This window comes from Hymenobacter fodinae (assembly GCF_004745825.1).
GTDB lineage: Bacteria > Bacteroidota > Bacteroidia > Cytophagales > Hymenobacteraceae > Hymenobacter > Hymenobacter fodinae.
The window spans coordinates 1,455,142-1,471,821 of sequence record NZ_SRLA01000001.1 but is presented as its reverse complement, the minus strand read 5'-3'; the positions used below and the strand labels follow the sequence as shown (position 1 = coordinate 1,471,821).

Here is a 16,680-nt window from a genome sequence, read left to right as displayed (position 1 = left end):
GCCGCCGAATTCGTGCCACTTATCCAGCCAGAGGAAGCTCAATGCAGAAGGTGGTGCCTTCGCCTTCCTTGGTCTCAAACCAGATAGCGCCACCGGCACTCTCAATACCGCGCCGCGCCACTGCTAGGCCTATCCCCGAGCCCTTTTCCTTGGTAGTGAAGTTGGGTACAAAGATCTTTTCCTTTACCTCGTCAGGGATGCCGCTTCCATTGTCTTGAATGCAAATCTGCACCCGGCCTCCCTCCAACAGCTCCATACTGGCCACAATGTGCGGAGTCCGGTCGGCGGGCACGGCTTGCACTGCATTAATCAACAAGTTATTGAAGGTGCGAACCAGCAGGTTTTCGTCGGCATACACTATGTAGCGTCCGTCTTCCGCATCGTGAGGCAGCTTCACCTCAATTTCTCGGTTGCCCACGCCTTGGTGCAATGCTACGCACCGGCGCAGTACGGCAGCCACATCTAGGCGCTCGGGCTTCATGGCCGGCAGATTGGTGAAGGTGCTGAACGACGTGGCAATGTCCGATAGCACATCAATCTGAGTAATCAGGGTCTGAGAAATCTTGCTGATCAGCTCTTCGGTATTGGGGCGCTGCTCCTGAATGGCTTTTTGCAAAAACTGCAGGCTCAGCTTCATGGGCGTAAGTGGGTTCTTGATTTCGTGCGCCACCTGCCGGGCCATTTCGCGCCAAGCAGCTTCCTTCTCCTGGGTGGCCAGCTCTTTCTTGCTGTCCTCTAGCTTGAGCAGCATCTGGTTGTATTCGCGCACCAGCAGCCCAATCTCATCCTCCGACTCGTAGGCCAGTCGCTCGTTCTGGCCAGTCAGAGTCGTCTGTTTCAGCTTTTCCGTAATCAGCTTCAGCGGCTCGGTCAGAATGCGAGAGGCCACAAACGCCAGCACCAGGAACAAGATGAACATCACCGTGAAGATGTTCAGGATGGTGGAAATCAACTCAGTAAGCTTATTATCCAGGTCTTTTTCCGAGTCGAAGAAGGGAATACCTACGTAGCCCAGTACCGCACCCGGCCGGCCCGGCGAGGTAGCAGTTGCCCGCAGCGGCAAGTACAGCGCGTTGAAGGAAAGCGTGCCGGCCCGCTCCGTAAGCAACACCCGAGGCTTGCCCCCCTCCCGCAGCTCAGCTACAGCCTGCGGATTTATTAACGTACTCAGCAGCCCCGATTCCAAGATGAGCGGCTGGCTGCTCACCAGCAGTTCGCCCCGGGAGTTATACAGGTTCAGGTCTGTTTCCGTCAGGCCAGATACGTTCTCGGCCAGCTCCACCAGATCTACCCGACTGGCAGAATCAGCTAGTAGGTCGCGGTTCTTGAGCAGATTGTCTTGCACAGCCTGGGCCCGGCGTTGGTACAGCCGCCGCAAGTCGCGCTTGTACGAGTTGGTTACCTGACTGGCCGTAGCAATACTCACTACCAGCAGCGGCACCAGAATACCTAGGTTTAAGAAAAGCTGAATCTTGGTGCTGAAGTTGGTACGCAACAGCTCCACGTACTGCCCCCGAACCAGCAGATACAGGCCTAGACCTACCACCCAGAAAAAGGTAAACAGCAAAAACAGGAAGGAGAAGTTCGCTAGCCAATCGGTGAAGGAATACGTGGCGGTCGTAACCACAACCACCCGATTCTGCCCCTTTGGTCCGCGTACTCCTAAGTGCTGGAACCCATCCATTGACAGGCCGGTGCTGTACAGCCGGGGGTCTTGCAGCAGAGCGCTGGGAAACTGATTTACGTAATCAAAGTTACCTTCATTATATACCAGCCGATTGTTTTCGTAGCCAGCGTAGCTTAGCTCGGTTCCTAGGCCAGGCTGAAAGTACTTCTGGTCCATCAGCAGCTCCGGTACTACGCTGTTGGCAGTAAGCTTTTTCAGCGACAGCTCCAGCACCACGTGACTAGTATCGCCCTCGGCCATGGGTATGGGCAGAAAGGCCGCGTACCGGCGGCTCACAAACGACGTAGTTCCGCGCAGCAAGTAAATATTGGGGTGGTCAGTGGGCACGGCCTGCGGCAGCAGATAATCCTGCATTTGCTTCAGGCTGCCCGGCATCCCCACAGCCAAATCATTCGGCCCGAATACGGTGATGTTTACCTCGTACTTATCGAAGTAGCCGCGCAGGTAGTACTTGGCTATCTTTTGCCTGATCAGGTCTAGATTAATAAAGGGACTAGCCAGCATAGACCGCAGGCCGGGGTCCTCGGCCATATCCACGGCGCGCTCTGCCAGCAGATATTCCCCTTGAAGGTCGTTGTCTACCAACAGGTTTCCCGCAATAGTTTGCTTGTTAAGAAGCAATTGCTGGTCGAAGTGCTCGTAGAGGGCCAAGGCACCTACCGCGGAGCTTACCCCCAACATCAAGAAAATGAACAGGTATACCTGATAAGGCAGCACCGCTCCCCGAGTTTTGAGCCCAGTGATGCGCAGTACTAGGAAGAAGAGCAGCGTCAGGCCCAGCAGAATCAAATCAATCTGCTCAAAAGCTAACCCCAGCGGCAGGATAAAGACCGTAGCAAACAGCAGCAGCGTGATGCCCAACCGGCGTGTGGCGGGCCGTACTATACTCACAAACACCAACGATAGCAGGTAGAAACCAACCAAGTATCCGATGGTATGGAGCACAATGGCTAGGCAGAGCAAAGCTTTAATTGAGCTAAACTGAATGCTCTGCGTGATGTCTAGTACCAACAGAGAATTGTTGAAACTGCTGGTGTAGAAGTCAAATAGGAGTTCTAGCAGTCCAAAGAAGAGAAGCACCGCTACGCTCCCGACCACCCAGCGCTGAACACCGGTCGTATGCTGGGTCCAGCGTAGTACCCCGTAACGCCGAAACAGCAGCAACGCATAGTACGCGGCTACTACGAACAGCATGGCATTAAGCAGAAGGTCTCCGAGTGAGGGCGATAATAGTGAAGCGGCGTACACCCGTGGGTCAAAGAGCCGTAGCTCAATGAATGAAAACGGTAGGCCTAGATACAGCATCACGGCCCTGAACAAAGCCAGTGACAATACTACCGTAGCGGCTCCTTCTACTACCCTTCCCTTCTTGAAAAACCCACGTGCCAGCCGCACACAGGCAGCCAAATACAGCGCAAATCCTATCAGCAATAGGCCTAGGGGTAAGTAGCGTCCGGTAATAGGGTCGGCCTGCAGACTTTCGATGGAGAAAAGGTACTTGCCCTTTTCAGAGTAGATGCGGGGCCGCTTACTCGGGGTCGTTTCCCTAACAATTTGTACCGTCAAGTCACGGAAAAGGGCCCGTTCTGAGCCTTCGCGCAGGTAACGGTTACTAATGCCGTAGCCTATTTCCAAGGGCACATATGTCAGAATTACGTACGGCCCTGCCACGTGGCGCATGGTCAGGAATTGCCCAAATCTAGTTTCAACCAGCTTCTCGTCGTATACCTGAACGGCGTGCTCCGGCTCTGGCTTAACAATGTGGTCAGACCAGTACAGCAGCTTTTCCCCTCGAAAAATAAAGGTCGGATACGTGGTGTGGCCTACCAGCGACTGAAAGCTGATGGTGTTGGCAGCTACATCCTGCGCTAATTCAGCTGCTTCCTGTCGGGCCGTCTCTTCTGCCCCTACCACTTGCTGTTGTAAGCGAGAAGCAGCCAAACGCAATACAACCTCCGGCGTACGGCTGTACCGGTTGCTCACGTAAGCTCCAACAAAGCATAGGGCCGCCAGTAAGAGTAACAGTACGGGCGAGAGACGAATAAACTTCAAAGTTCAGCGTAAATAGCGAGTGGCCTACCCAGTTGGGCTTAAGCGCTGATGATAAGCAACAAAAATGCCGCCCTTGGGCGGCATTTCCTAACCTAGCATTTTTACCTCAGTGCTGAGCACTATAATGAGGGTACAAAGGGAGCTTGTTACCGGCTGTTGGCTACCTTTTTCTTCTTACTATTCCGGTACCAGAAGTAGCCTACTGTCCCCATCAGTACATATGGAATGGTCATCAGGTACAGAATGCCTTTGTTGAGGCCCGTGGTGTCGTATCCATCCTTCTCCTGACGAGAAGCCTCAACCTGGGTTTTACACATGGTGCACTGCGCCTGCACAGACAGCGGCAACACACTGAGCAATACTCCTAGCAACAGAGCTAATGTTCCGGCAAAAATTGTCTTTTTCATCCTAGTACAACTTCTAAATTAGGAAGGCAACGCATGAACTGTATTTGCAACCACGCTAGGCCTCTACAGTAGAACAACCGCGCAGGCAAACAATTCCCCTGGTATCAGGTATAGTAGGGCGCTATCATGAAATACACAACTACACCCGTTACAGATACATACAGCCAAATGGGATACGTCCAGCGGGCAATACGCCGGTGCTTCTGAAACTGTTCGGTTAGAGCGAAATACAGTGTAAAGAGCACCAATCCTACTGTAACGGCTGCCAGCACAATATGGGTAAGCAGAATAAAGTAGTAAACTCCTTTGATTAGACCGGTTCCGCCAAACTTTGTGCTTGGCACCTGTGAGTGGTAGGCCACATACGATACCAGGAACAAGGACCCCAATAAAAAGGCCATACCCATCATGGCCCGGTGCCGCGCCACGTTTTTGCGCCGGATGAAGTAGTACCCAATCATCAGAAACACGGCCGTCAGCGAATTCAGAACCGCATTTACTTTTGGCAGTGATTTTACTTGCGCGCCTTCTATTCGGAATACCTCTGGGAAGAAGTACAGTACCGCTACTGCCACCGGGATTACAGCGCCTAACACGGCAGCCATAACCTTGTACTTGGTGAAATTGCCGGGGTTAACGGCTGAATTATTCGTGGTCATAAGTGTAAAGCAACACTTCAATTTCGGTCATGAGTCGGTTGATTTCCTTCTCGCTGGTGCCATTGTATATGCCCCGCACGCGCCGATCTTTATCAACCAAAAATACCTGCTGACTATTCAATGACCCACTAGTTGAGCCATCAATTAGTGGCAATCTAAACTCCTGTGCAGCCACTTTGTTCAGACTGGCTTCATCACCTGTCAGGAAGAACCACTTTCCGGCAATTGCGCCAAACTGCTCCGCATAGCGAGACAGTACAGCCACAGAATCGTGTGTAGGGTCCACACTGAATGACGCCATCCGGACCCGCGGCTCTCGTCTAAACTTCTCCTGCACACGCATGAGTTGTGTATTCAGGCGCTGATAATTTGCATTACCCGTCTGAAAGAAGCTTGCCACGTATAGACCTTTGTCTGCCAGCTCCGCCTGTGAAACTTCCCGCCCCGACTGTGCCGGCAACCGAAAGTCACCAATCTGGTGAAAAACAGTATCGCGCTGCCACTTTCCGTCAACCTGCGTGGAGTCCACGTGGTCGGGCAGATAAGTTGGCAGCGCGTAACGGTTAGTTCCGAAGCTCTTCAGAAACAGAAAAGCTAAAACCGGAACCAGCAGAATGAGGCCCAACACAAGTGTTTGTTTGGGCCTCATCCGTTAGGAAACGATGTTGTCGACGGCAGCACCGATGGCATTACCCTCGGTAACGAGGGCGACGAGCAGCCAGATAAGCAACGCCATAGGAATCATGATGCTCCAGATCAGTCCTTTGGTCTCATGCTTCAAGTGCATGAACTCGGCCACAATAAAGAACGCCTTGAAGATGGTCAGAATGATGAAAATGGAATTACGCAGGGTGCTGGGGTCCATGGCAAACACGAATACAAATTCCAGTGCCGTAATACCAACCAAAACAAAGAACGTCTTCCAGATCCAGCCCGTGTTGGGCTTTGGAATTTCTCCTACGTGCGCGGGAGCTGTGTTTACGTGATTAGCCATTGTAGTAAGGAAATCAAAAACCCGGGTAGCTAGTCAGCTCATAAGCCGATTGCTACCCGGGTATACATGAAGATTAAACGAGGTAGAAGAAGGTGAAGACGAATACCCACACCAAGTCTACAAAGTGCCAGTACAGGCCTACTTTCTCCACCATTTCATAGTGGCCACGCTTCTCGAACGTACCGTTGGTAGTTGCAATGAAGCAGTACACTAGCAAGCAAACCCCAGAGAATACGTGCGTACCGTGGAAGCCCGTAATGAAGAAGAACAAGTCAGCAAACAGCACCGGGCCATACTGGTTCATGGTTAGGTTAGCGCCAAAGAAGCGAGTACCATCAGCCATAATGGTTGGCTCATCATGACCACCGATGAAGTGGCTCCATTCCCACGCCTGTGAGCTCAAGAAGGTGGCACCGAACAGGATAGTCCAAAGCAGCCATTTCTGTACGTCAGCCTTATCCATCCGGTGGCCTGCCTCTACTGCCAGTACCATCGTAACCGAGCTAAAGATCAGGATCATCGTCATCAAGGCTACGAAGCCCAGCGGAACATCCATGCCATGTAGGCCAGGAAAGGCATTAAACACCTTATCTGGCACTGGCCAATAGTCGGTTGAGAACTTGAATGCGCCGTGAATTTTCTCGTCAAACGCTGCATAGCGGTGACGGATCAGGCCATAAGTGGTCAGGAAAGCGGCGAACGTGAAAGCGTCCGACAGCAGGAAGAACCACATCATCAGCTTGCCATAGCTAGCTTTGAAGGGCTCGTTTCCTCCGTCCCAGGTGCCGGTGCGCGGCTTATCCAGGGCGGAATCAGGAATCGTCTGCGTCGTGGAAATGGTGGACATAGCGTGCGGGGGTTGACGAAAATCTAGTGGTTCAAAAGTAGGAACAAATACAGGTACAACCAAAGCGCGCCGAGGAAGTGCCAGTAAATGGTCACGTTGCCAATCGAGAGCATTTGCCGTGAATGCACCTGATAGTTAAAGCTTTTACGCAATACCACCAGTAAAAAGATAAGACCGGTTATCAGGTGAAATCCGTGTACTCCGGTTAATACATACAGAAAAGAGCCAGAAGGGTTGGCATCGGTGCCGCCAAAAAAGATGCGGCTATCAACCAACTGCCCCCACATCGTCCACTGACCAGCCAAAAAGGCCACCCCCAACAGGAACGTTAGCAACAAGCCGGTACGTGCCTGGTTTATCTCGTCTTTGCGCGCGGCAAACCAAGCCCATTGCATCGTAGCTGAGCTTACAACGATAATACAAGTGGTAATGAGAAAGCCGGTAGGCAAATCAAACTCAAGCCAGTTGCCTTCTTCGCGTCGTACGATGTAAGCACTCGTATAAGCCGCGAAAATCATGGTGATGCTCACCATCATAAGCCAAAGCAGAAACCGTAACGGATGTACGCCAGTTGCGGGCTGCTTGCTATTTAAAGCTTCTGCAGGATGCATAAGAGTTAAGAGTTAGTAGTGCTAAAAAGGCGTCTAGTAGTATCCTAGGCCTGCCCTCTAATAACAAATGCTCGCTTCATTTTGTGCGCACTTAGCGCTTGAGGCACGGCTATATTTCCAAGTTTTTACAGCTCCTTTCAGCTACTCATGTTTTGTCTAATACCAACGCAATCTGCACGATTGGCAGGTATAGAAATGAGCCGAACATAATACTCATAGCAGCCTTTTTGCTGACCGTGCGCATTAAGTAAAAAGTTTGCATCAAGAAAAGCACTCCGCAGATGGCCGCCACCATAGGATAGGTAGTGTTAGTCATCCCAAAGTAAAAAGGCAACAGACTCAGCGGAATCAAGACGAGTGTATACGTCATAATCTGGAAAGCCGTGCGCAGATCCTTTTTTCCGGGTGTAGGCAGCATCTTGAACCCTGCCTTTTTGTAGTCATCATCCAGCACCCAAGCAATAGCCCAGAAGTGTGGAAATTGCCACATAAACTGAATTCCAAAGAGTATCCACCCTTCTATCCCTAAGTAACCAGTTGCGGCTACCCAGCCGATAAGCGGCGGTAAGCCACCCGGAATGGCTCCTACAGCTACGCAAATTGGAGAGATTGTTTTTAGTGGGGTGTAGATGAAGCCGTATAGGATCAATGACACTAACGACAACGCTGCCGCCAGCGGATTGAAAAAATACGTGAGTAGGCCTAGGCCTATGACGCCCAACACAGCAGTGAAAGCCCAAGACTCTGCTACTGACAATACACCCATAGGCAATGGGCGCTTGGCAGTTCGCTTCATCTGCTTGTCAAGCTCAATCTCAAAGATCTGATTGATTGTGTTAGCAGAACCCGTCACAGCTAGGCCACCTACCATCACCAACAACGCCTTGCCCCAATCTAGCTCATGGGCTCCCAGCAAATACCCGATAGCGCTTGAAAAGGCTACTGTCAGCGCCAGCCGGAATTTGATTAACTGAAAAAACGCCCTGGCTTTACTCATCAACTGTACAAACAAGTGACCGGGTAAAACGCACCCGGAACGGGGCCGCAAAGTTACGCAACAACGACCGGAATAGCGGTCTGCTGCTGCAATTTAGTGGCCCGTCGGTAGTCAATAAGCGCAATAAACTGTGCCCCGAAGAGCAACGTAGCAACGGTAAGATGCACTGGCTGCACTATAGCAGGAAAAGAAAAATACGCCAACGTAACACCAGCCAGTATCTCAAGTCCTATGCAAGCCAATATGGCTGTAGCCATGATATGGAGCTTGCGTGAGGGTAATAAGTACATGCGGTAGGCCACATATACGTTTACCAGTAACAAGACTGCTGAAAAGGTCCGATGGAAGCGGAAGGAACCACCTAACTGGCCTACCCACTCTGCCCGATTCAAATAGTTATTGCTAAAGGCTACCATATCAATTTGCTCCCGCACTTGAGTACCCAGCACTATTTGGCCAAAGGTGAGCAAAATAGCAACCCACAGCCATCCGGTTAGCCCTGGCACAGCTCGTACAGATTGCCAGGTGACTTGCTCCCGTTGCGAACGGTCAACCGCGTAGATCAGTAATGCCACAATGAGTAGTGCCAAGCCCATATGAATGGTAACCATAATAGGAAGCAGGTTGGTCGACACTACTAACGAACCTAGCCATCCTTGCACCAAGGTTAGGACGAAGGAAGCAAATGCCAGCCAAAAAACTGGCCTATCGCGCTTCCAGTAAGGAGCTGCGAATACGACTGTCAGTATCATGAAAAAGCCGATCAGCACGCCAACTAGTCTGTTGATGTATTCAATCCACGTTTTCACCGGATTGAAATCAGTTTCAATGTATTGGCTCGGATGAGCAAAGATGTCTCCGGCAACCTGGTGGAAGCCCATGCGCTCCAGCTTTGCGGCCAACTTCTTGTTCTTTTCTACCCGCTGAGCAGTGTATACTTCCTTATAATTGGCCGGTAATTGACTTATATGAGTTGGTGGTACCCAGGTACCAAAACACCTAGGCCAGTCAGGGCATCCCATTCCTGAACCGGTGCTCCGAACGATTCCGCCCACCAAGATCAGGGCATACACGGCTATAACCGTGAGAATTCCAATAAAACGAAAGCGACGTACGTAGTCAGGAAGAAGCATCTTGAAGTGATACAGGTGTTATTTAGCAAACAATCTTTTCACAAAGTTTGCTTCATAGAATGCAAAAACCGGCACCGACTAAGCCGATGCCGGTTGCCTGAAAAGGAAAAGGGCCGCCGTAAATACAGCGGCCCTTTTCGATTACTTATGCCTTTCGGCTGCTATTCCATTTCCTTTTCGTAGGGCAGGTTTGAAGACTGCGTCTGAGAGTAAGGAACGTTCTGCGGGATGAAGTCATCTGCAGCGCCAGGCTTGCTATAGTCATAGGGCCAGCGGTGAACAGCTGGGATAGCACCAGGCCAGTTGCCGTGACCAGGAACTACTGGAGTAGTCCATTCCAGCGTGGTAGAGCGCCATGGGTTCTCGCTGGCACGACGGCCGCGGAAGATGCTATAGAAGAAGTTGAAGACGAACACAAACTGAGCGAAGAACGCCAGAATTGCGGCCACCGAGATAAACTTGTTCAGATTAGCAAACTGGCTGAACGTATCGAAACCGGTCCAAGCGTAGTAGCGACGGGGGAAGCCGGCGATACCCACATAGTGCATGGGCAGGAATACGAGGTATACACCGATGAAAGTGAGCCAGAAGTGAACATAACCCAGTTTCTCGTCTAAGTGACGACCAAACATCTTCGGGAACCAGTGATATACACCAGCAAACAAACCAAAGAAAGCCGAGCTACCCATTACCAAGTGGAAGTGAGCTACCACAAAGTACGTGTTATGCATCTGAATATCGAGAGCGGCGTTACCCAGTACGATACCCGTCAAACCACCAGCAATAAACAGCGACACAAAACCAATAGAGAACAGCATGGCCGCAGTGAAGCGAATATTACCGCGCCACAATGTTGCCAACCAGTTAAAGGTTTTTACAGCTGACGGTACTGCAATGATCAGGGTCAAGAACATGAACACCGAACCTAAGAAGGGATTCATGCCTGTCACGAACATGTGGTGAGCCCACACAACGAACGACAGCAGCGAAATACCCAGCAACGAACCGATCATGGCACGGTAGCCGAAAATAGGCTTACGCGAGTTGGTAGCGAGAATCTCGGAAACCATACCCATAGCAGGCATGATAACAATGTATACCTCAGGGTGGCCTAGGAACCAGAACAGGTGCTGGAACAGAATGGGTGAGCCACCGGTATTCGGCAACGCTTGACCAGCAATGTAGATATCCGACAGGAAGAAAGAGGTACCGAACGAACGGTCAAAGATCAGGAGAAGAGCGGCAGAGAACAGTACTGGGAAAGCTAACAGACCCAGAATAGCGGTCAGGAAGAATGCCCAGATAGTCAGTGGCAACTTGCTCATGCTCATTCCCTGAGTACGTAGATTAATTACAGTAGTAATGTAGTTAACGCCACCTAATAGCTGCGACACAATGAACAAAGCCATCGACACAAGCCATAGCGTCATGCCAGCTCCCGAGCCAGGAATAGCCTGAGGCAAAGCGCTCAACGGAGGATAAATAGTCCACCCAGCTGCTGCAGGTCCTGTCTCAATGAACAGGGAAACGAACATGATAACACTGGAAATAAAGAAAAACCAGTAAGACAGCATGTTCATGAAACCCGAAGCCATGTCACGGGCACCGATCTGTAATGGAATCAGGAAGTTCGAGAACGTACCCGATAAGCCAGCGGTCAGTACGAAAAACACCATGATGGTGCCGTGCATCGTTACTAGAGCGAGGTAAAACTCAGGGTTGAGTTTACCTGCTTCAATCCACTTTCCAAGCAGTGGCTGCAGCCATTCGAATGTAGATTCGGGCCAACCGAGTTGCAAACGGAATAAGCTAGAAAGCGTACCACCAACAATTGCCCACAGCATACCTGTAATCAGGAATTGCTTAGCAATCGTCTTATGGTCGGTGCTAAATACGTACTTCGACAAGAAACCTTGCTCGTGGTGCTCGTCGTGGTGCGTATGCTCATTGTGCGAGATGCCAGGCTCGGTTACCCCGGCCCCACCCTGCACTTGGGCTTGATTAGGAAGATTAGCAGCCATATGAGAAGCGTGCGTTTATAGTAAATTAAAGCGAAGCTTTAGCAGCAGGCACTACTGCAGCGGCAGGAATTGTCGCTTCCTTGCTAGCCAATTTGTTCGTCTTTTGCTTGAAGCTAGCCAGTACATCTGGGTTCTGCTCCGAAAAGGACTTCTGCTGAGAGAACCAAGCAACATAGTCATCTGGTTCATCTACCACAATGTTCAGCTTCATTGCAAAGTGTCCACGGCCGCAAATTTGGTTACAAGCAAGTTCGTAGTTGAACTTAGGATTGCCAGTTTGAGCACGCATCTCGTCCGTTGACTTAGTAGGCGTGAACCAGAACTTGGTTGGCATACCGGGCACAGCATACATCTGCACGCGGAAGTGAGGCATATATACTGCGTGCAACACGTCACGTGAACGGATACGCAGTAGAACTGGGTGACCCTTGGGAACGTGAATTTCAGGAGCTACAAAATCGTCTAACCCGCTCTGGTCACTCAAGTCGAAACCAAATTCATTGGTAGCGTCAATCAGACGGTAGTTTACCATACCAAGCTTTTGGTCACGACCAGGGTAACGTACAAGCCAGTTGAACTGCTTACCCATCACTTCCAGTACTACAGCATCCTTAGGAGCAGGACCAGTAATACGGGACCATTCTTTCCAGCCTGCGAACACCAGACCCGCCATTACAACAGCTGGTATAAGGGTCCAAATAATTTCAATCTTGTTGTTGTGAGGGAAGAAGAAAGCCCGACGCCCTTCTTTGTGTTGGTACTTATAAGAGTACACGAACAACAAGATATGGGTAAGCGTAAACACAATGCCCAGAATAATCATGGTAGTCCAGAACATACGCTCTGTGGCATGACCATGAACGGAAGCAATCGGAGGGTTCATTTTGTCATAATTGTCGACAAAAGACCAAGCGAAAGCTGCCCCCCCTACTATCATAAAAATGATAAATAGGATGGCATTGACGCGATTACTAACTCCGACTTCACGGTTAGTACTACCCGAGAAGATGGAGGTCAAAATCTGGAGGCGGAACAGCAGGCCAAATACGACCAGCAGCAACGCCAAGACCAGAAGAATACCAAGTGTAGTCATGAGATAAGGGTAAGCTGAAAACTGTAAGAGAGTTGAGGTGAGAGGCTAGCTATAACGCTCTTCCCCTCACCTCTCAATGCTCATGTCTATGATTAGGTCGTATGGTGCACACTCTCATCCAAGAATGGATGATGAACAGGTACCAATGAGGCCTGCGATAGGCGTTTGGTTATCAAGAGCAAGAAGGAACCTAAGAAAACCAAGCCCGTCCCTATCTCTATGATAAACCCATTCTCAGCCTGCATAGTTGCCGGCATGATCATTAAATAAAAGTCAAACCAATGACCGATGAGAATGGCAATGCTTACAATCTTCAACATGATCATCTGACGCTTTGCATCCCGTGTCATGAGAACAAGGAATGGGAAGGCAAAGTTGATGAACAGATTGAAAAAGAACAGCCAAGTATACTGCCCGTTAAAGCCACCCAGACGCTGATTGAAATAAACAGCTTCTTCAGGAAGGTTGGCATACCAAATCAGCATAAACTGCGAGAACCATACGTAGGTCCAGAAGATGCTGAAGCCAAACATGAACTTGCCAAGGTCGTGTAGGTGACCTTCTTTAATGGATTGAAGATATCCAGCTTGCTTGAGGAAGATTACGATAAGAGTAGTTGCTGCAATACCAGATACCCACCATGAAGCAAATACATACCAGCCAAACATTGTGGAGAACCAGTGAGTGTCAATAGACATCACCCAGTCCCAAGCAGACATGGAAGAAGTCACGGCAAAGAGCACCAAGAAAAGAGCCGAAGCTGTGATGCTCTTATGGAAGTACTCAGTGCCACCATTCAAATCCTCCTGTAGTGACAGGCTACGAAGCTTGTTGGTGAATACTACCCAGATGATAATGTAGGAAACCGTACGGATGAGATAAAAAGGAATGCTCAGGAAACCTGATTTGCCAGCTATGATAGCATCATAGTTTGCATTGCCTTTCTCCATAATACCGGGTAGCGTCCAGTGGAAGATATCATGGTTGAGCAAGCCAACCACAAATATTACAACCATCAATACACCACCAGGCAGTACCCAAGCGCTTAATGCTTCATTAACACGCTTAATAAGAACAGACCATCCAGCATAGGCCACATATTGAATGGCCATAAATACAGTACCAATCACTGATACCCCTGTGAAGAAGACGTTATTGTGCCAAAGGCTGACAATTAGACGCTTCAACCAAATAGGACTACCATGATGGCCAGTTCCTTCGTGACCTGCAGCAGCGCCATGGCCTGCAGCTGCACCATGAGCTGCTGCTGCACCTTCGTGATGCTCAGCTCCAATGCCCATTGCAGCTACAATCAGCCCGATAACCAGCAAAATTACGCCGGCTACAATGAAGGTAATAAATCGTTTACGTGCATTCGGTGAAACCTCCAGGTATTCAGCCGTCACGTTTTCGTGATGGGTCAGAGTTGCCATATTGAGTTAGTTCGCCGTTCCGTTACGTGCTTTATCACCTTGTGCTGGGGTAGTAGAGCCTTTGTCTGCCTGTGCCTCTTCTACTGGGCCTTGGTTCACAGCTTCAGTAGTTTGAGCTGAGTCGGTGGCAGAAACCCCTTTGGATGCCAACAGGTCAGTTAACCCGTCAGGGCCTTTACCAAGTTGTAACACACGCACGTACATAGCAATCTTCCACCGTTCTTCAGGATTGACCTGTGAGCCGTGTGGCATCATACGGCCTTTGCCCCACTGAATGACGTGGTAGATATGGCCTTCATTCATGGTCTTGTAAGCACCAGTAGAGTAGTTAGGCACACCCTTAAACTTTACTCCTACTGGACCCTGACCATCACCTTGCTCGCCGTGGCAGTGCTGACAGTTACGGGTATAAAGAATCTGCCCTTCGGCCAGATTCTCTTTGGTATAAGCGTATGGCTCACGCAGAGTCTTTTCTGCAATCCCAACGCTGTCCTTACCAATATGCGTGAAGTAGTTGAGCTTGCCGCGAGGAACCGTACCAATAGCAGGTACTCGCATGTTGAGGCCCATCGGGTTCACCTTGTTGGTGCTTTCCTGTTTTAATGGCTCGTAGGGGATGGAATAGTACATCTCCGGAGCGTACTCCACTCCTGGGTCATCGGCGCGGTTGCAAGCGGTGGTGAACACCGATGCCAGCAGAACCGCCGACGCTTGCAGAGTTATTTTCAGCGAATGCGTCATTAGAACTTAGACATTTCTTTTTGGTTCACCTCAGAAGCACCGTTGTCACGCAGCAGCTGCGACAGTTTTACCATGTCGGTATTTTCGTTTACCTCAATGGCCATTACAAACTTGTCATCAGTTGAGCGTACATCCAGTACAGGAGTTTTCCAACGTGGGTAAAGCTTACTTATGGTATAGAAGGTAATCACCATACCATGGCAGCAGAAGAATACCGTTAATTCGAAAGACACTGGGATGAAGGCAGGCAGAGCAATATGGGGTTTACCACCAATGATCATAGGCCAGTCAAAACCTAGCGTATAGATCTGTAACCACAGTGCAAAGCACAATCCGGTCAGGCCGAAAAAGAAGGCAGCAATTGGCAAGCGTGAACGCTCAATGCCTAGCGCGTCGTCAATACCGTGGATTGGAAACGGGGTAAATACCTCGTAGATCTTGACGCCCGCTTCACGGACGTTCTCAACAGCGTGCAACAGCACGTCTTCGTCGTCGAAGATGCCGAGGGCGAAGCGCTTAGTCATGCTTATCGTAGTTTACAGGAGCCGAAGCCGGAACCCCGTGGGTGGAGGGTTGATGTGTAGTTGGAGCATGGTGAGGATCGTGGCCTGTGTACGTTGGGCCGTTATCCACAGTGTACTTCAGTACCGACTTCACTTCCGCCATGTTGATTACCGGGAAGAACTTGGCAAACAATAGGAAAAGAGTGAAAAACAAACCAATCGTACCTACATAAATGCCGATATCGATAATAGAGGGCGAGAACATTACCCAGCTTGAGGGCAGATAGTCACGGTGCAGCGAGGTAACGATAATTACGAAACGCTCGAACCACATACCGATGTTCACGATGATCGACAGGATGAATGTCAGCGGAATGCTGTAACGTACCCGACGAATCCACACCAACTGTGGCGTGATTACGTTGCAGGTCATCATTGACCAATAAGCCCACCAGTAAGGACCAGTAGCACGGTTGATGAAAGCATACTGCTCGAATTCAACCTGAGAGTACCAAGCAATAAAGAACTCTGTGATGTAAGCCACACCCACAATAGAACCCGTTACCATCATGATTTTATTCATGAGGGCGATGTGCTCAATAGTGATGTAGTCCTCCAGTTTAAATACTACCCGAGTGATCAACATCAGGGTGAGTACCATTGCGAAACCCGAGAAGATAGCACCTGCTACGAAGTAGGGAGGGAAGATAGTGGTGTGCCAACCTGGAACTACAGAGGTAGCAAAGTCCATCGATACGATGGTGTGTACCGAAAGTACCAGAGGAGTAGAAACACCGGCCAAAATCAGCGAGACTGTTTCGTAGCGTGACCAATGTTTTGCCGAACCCTTCCAGCCCATGCTCAATAGCGAGTAGGCCACTTTTGCAATCGGACCTTTTGCGCGGTCACGGATAGTAGCAAAGTCAGGAACTAGACCCGTGTACCAGAATACCAGAGATACAGTGAAGTAAGTCGAAATAGCAAACACGTCCCACAACAGAGGCGAGTTGAAGTTCACCCACAGAGAACCGAATGTGTTCTGGAAAGGGAATACCCAGTAAGCGAGCCAAGGACGGCCCATGTGAAGTACAGGGAACATTGCGGCGCAGATTACAGCGAAGATCGTCATGGCTTCTGCAGCGCGGTTAATTGAAGTCCGCCACTTTTGACGGAACAGCAGCAGAACTGCTGAGATAAGCGTACCAGCGTGGCCGATACCTACCCACCACACGAAGTTGGTGATGTCCCAGGCCCAACCTACGGTTTTGTTAAGGCCCCATTCACCTATACCGTACCACAAGGTCCGGTACACGGAATAGAAGAATACGCCGAGGAGAACAAGGGCGACGCTCAGGGCGGCCATCCACCGAACATTCGGGGCGGCTTCTACCTGGCGACACACGTCCTGGGTGACGTCGTGGTACGTTTTCCCCCCGGTTACGAGCGGCTCCCGTACAGGCGATACGTGCTGCATATGTTTAGACTTAAAGGAGTAAACGGGA

15 protein-coding genes are annotated in these 16,680 nt (G+C 50.2%); all 15 read right to left on the bottom strand.

Annotated elements, in window-relative coordinates:
* Positions 1–19: 19 nt before the first annotated feature.
* The 15 genes from EU556_RS06260 to nrfD all read right to left on the bottom strand — a co-directional run bounded on the left by EU556_RS06260 (position 20) and on the right by nrfD (position 16,652).
* On the bottom strand, positions 20–3,739 hold the full coding sequence (locus tag EU556_RS06260) for a sensor histidine kinase (protein WP_135432202.1): 3,720 nt from the start codon (positions 3,737–3,739) through the stop codon (positions 20–22).
* Positions 3,740–3,885: 146 nt separating this feature from the next.
* On the bottom strand, positions 3,886–4,146 hold the full coding sequence (locus EU556_RS06255; RefSeq protein WP_135432200.1) for a hypothetical protein: 261 nt from the start codon (positions 4,144–4,146) through the stop codon (positions 3,886–3,888).
* Between the two features lie 104 nt (positions 4,147–4,250).
* Positions 4,251–4,805 carry a DUF420 domain-containing protein gene (locus EU556_RS06250; RefSeq protein WP_135432198.1) on the bottom strand — a complete coding sequence of 185 codons (555 nt, stop codon included), beginning with the start codon at positions 4,803–4,805 and terminating at the stop codon, positions 4,251–4,253.
* Positions 4,792–5,430, bottom strand: a complete 639-nt coding sequence (locus EU556_RS06245) for an SCO family protein (RefSeq protein WP_210116225.1) — start codon at positions 5,428–5,430, stop codon at positions 4,792–4,794. Before EU556_RS06245 ends, EU556_RS06250 begins: the two co-directional genes overlap by 14 nt.
* Positions 5,431–5,457: 27 nt before the next feature.
* Entirely contained in the window at positions 5,458–5,799 is a 342-nt protein-coding gene (locus EU556_RS06240; RefSeq protein ID WP_135432194.1) for a cytochrome C oxidase subunit IV family protein, read from the bottom strand.
* 73 nt (positions 5,800–5,872) lie between these two features.
* The gene (locus EU556_RS06235) at positions 5,873–6,646 is read right to left on the bottom strand and encodes a cytochrome c oxidase subunit 3 (protein ID WP_135432192.1); all 774 of its coding nucleotides are present in this window, start codon (positions 6,644–6,646) and stop codon (positions 5,873–5,875) included.
* A 23-nt stretch (positions 6,647–6,669) separates the two neighbouring features.
* Complete coding sequence (locus EU556_RS06230; protein WP_135432190.1) at positions 6,670–7,257, bottom strand: cytochrome c oxidase subunit 3; 588 nt, start codon at positions 7,255–7,257, stop codon at positions 6,670–6,672.
* 145 nt (positions 7,258–7,402) lie between these two features.
* A complete protein-coding gene (gene cyoE / locus EU556_RS06225) occupies positions 7,403–8,254 on the bottom strand; it encodes a heme o synthase (protein ID WP_135432655.1) in 852 nt (283 codons plus the stop codon).
* Positions 8,255–8,307: 53 nt separating this feature from the next.
* Entirely contained in the window at positions 8,308–9,387 is a 1,080-nt protein-coding gene (locus tag EU556_RS06220) for a COX15/CtaA family protein (protein ID WP_135432188.1), read from the bottom strand.
* 161 nt (positions 9,388–9,548) lie between these two features.
* Positions 9,549–11,408 carry a cytochrome c oxidase subunit I gene (locus tag EU556_RS06215; RefSeq protein WP_245327453.1) on the bottom strand — a complete coding sequence of 620 codons (1,860 nt, stop codon included), beginning with the start codon at positions 11,406–11,408 and terminating at the stop codon, positions 9,549–9,551.
* A gap of 25 nt (positions 11,409–11,433) precedes the next feature.
* Positions 11,434–12,501, bottom strand: a complete 1,068-nt coding sequence (locus EU556_RS06210) for a cytochrome c oxidase subunit II (protein ID WP_135432186.1) — start codon at positions 12,499–12,501, stop codon at positions 11,434–11,436.
* A gap of 92 nt (positions 12,502–12,593) precedes the next feature.
* Entirely contained in the window at positions 12,594–13,934 is a 1,341-nt protein-coding gene (locus EU556_RS06205; RefSeq protein WP_245327452.1) for a quinol:cytochrome C oxidoreductase, read from the bottom strand.
* A 6-nt stretch (positions 13,935–13,940) separates the two neighbouring features.
* On the bottom strand, positions 13,941–14,675 hold the full coding sequence (locus tag EU556_RS06200) for a c-type cytochrome (protein WP_135432184.1): 735 nt from the start codon (positions 14,673–14,675) through the stop codon (positions 13,941–13,943).
* Positions 14,675–15,199 (bottom strand): DUF3341 domain-containing protein, encoded by a 525-nt coding sequence (locus EU556_RS06195; protein WP_135432182.1) that lies wholly within the window; start codon positions 15,197–15,199, stop codon positions 14,675–14,677. The genes EU556_RS06200 and EU556_RS06195 overlap by 1 nt, the downstream gene beginning before the upstream one ends.
* A complete protein-coding gene (nrfD, locus tag EU556_RS06190) occupies positions 15,192–16,652 on the bottom strand; it encodes an NrfD/PsrC family molybdoenzyme membrane anchor subunit (protein WP_245327451.1) in 1,461 nt (486 codons plus the stop codon). The genes EU556_RS06195 and nrfD overlap by 8 nt, the downstream gene beginning before the upstream one ends.
* Positions 16,653–16,680: the final 28 nt, after the last annotated feature.

Excerpts from the sequence above, each read along its gene's own strand:
- EU556_RS06210 (WP_135432186.1), bottom strand. The coding sequence starts at position 12,501 with ATGACTACACTTGGTATTCTTCTGGTCTTGGCGTTGCTGCTGGTCGTA.
- EU556_RS06215 (WP_245327453.1), bottom strand. The coding sequence starts at position 11,408 with ATGGCTGCTAATCTTCCTAATCAAGCCCAAGTGCAGGGTGGGGCCGGG.
- nrfD (WP_245327451.1), bottom strand. The coding sequence starts at position 16,652 with ATGCAGCACGTATCGCCTGTACGGGAGCCGCTCGTAACCGGGGGGAAA.
- EU556_RS06250 (WP_135432198.1), bottom strand. The coding sequence starts at position 4,805 with ATGACCACGAATAATTCAGCCGTTAACCCCGGCAATTTCACCAAGTAC.
- EU556_RS06235 (WP_135432192.1), bottom strand. The coding sequence starts at position 6,646 with ATGTCCACCATTTCCACGACGCAGACGATTCCTGATTCCGCCCTGGAT.
- EU556_RS06230 (WP_135432190.1), bottom strand. The coding sequence starts at position 7,257 with ATGCATCCTGCAGAAGCTTTAAATAGCAAGCAGCCCGCAACTGGCGTA.
- EU556_RS06255 (WP_135432200.1), bottom strand. The coding sequence starts at position 4,146 with ATGAAAAAGACAATTTTTGCCGGAACATTAGCTCTGTTGCTAGGAGTA.
- EU556_RS06205 (WP_245327452.1), bottom strand. The coding sequence starts at position 13,934 with ATGGCAACTCTGACCCATCACGAAAACGTGACGGCTGAATACCTGGAG.
- cyoE (WP_135432655.1), bottom strand. The coding sequence starts at position 8,254 with ATGAGTAAAGCCAGGGCGTTTTTTCAGTTAATCAAATTCCGGCTGGCG.
- EU556_RS06195 (WP_135432182.1), bottom strand. The coding sequence starts at position 15,199 with ATGACTAAGCGCTTCGCCCTCGGCATCTTCGACGACGAAGACGTGCTG.
- EU556_RS06200 (WP_135432184.1), bottom strand. The coding sequence starts at position 14,675 with ATGACGCATTCGCTGAAAATAACTCTGCAAGCGTCGGCGGTTCTGCTG.
- EU556_RS06240 (WP_135432194.1), bottom strand. The coding sequence starts at position 5,799 with ATGGCTAATCACGTAAACACAGCTCCCGCGCACGTAGGAGAAATTCCA.
- EU556_RS06220 (WP_135432188.1), bottom strand. The coding sequence starts at position 9,387 with ATGCTTCTTCCTGACTACGTACGTCGCTTTCGTTTTATTGGAATTCTC.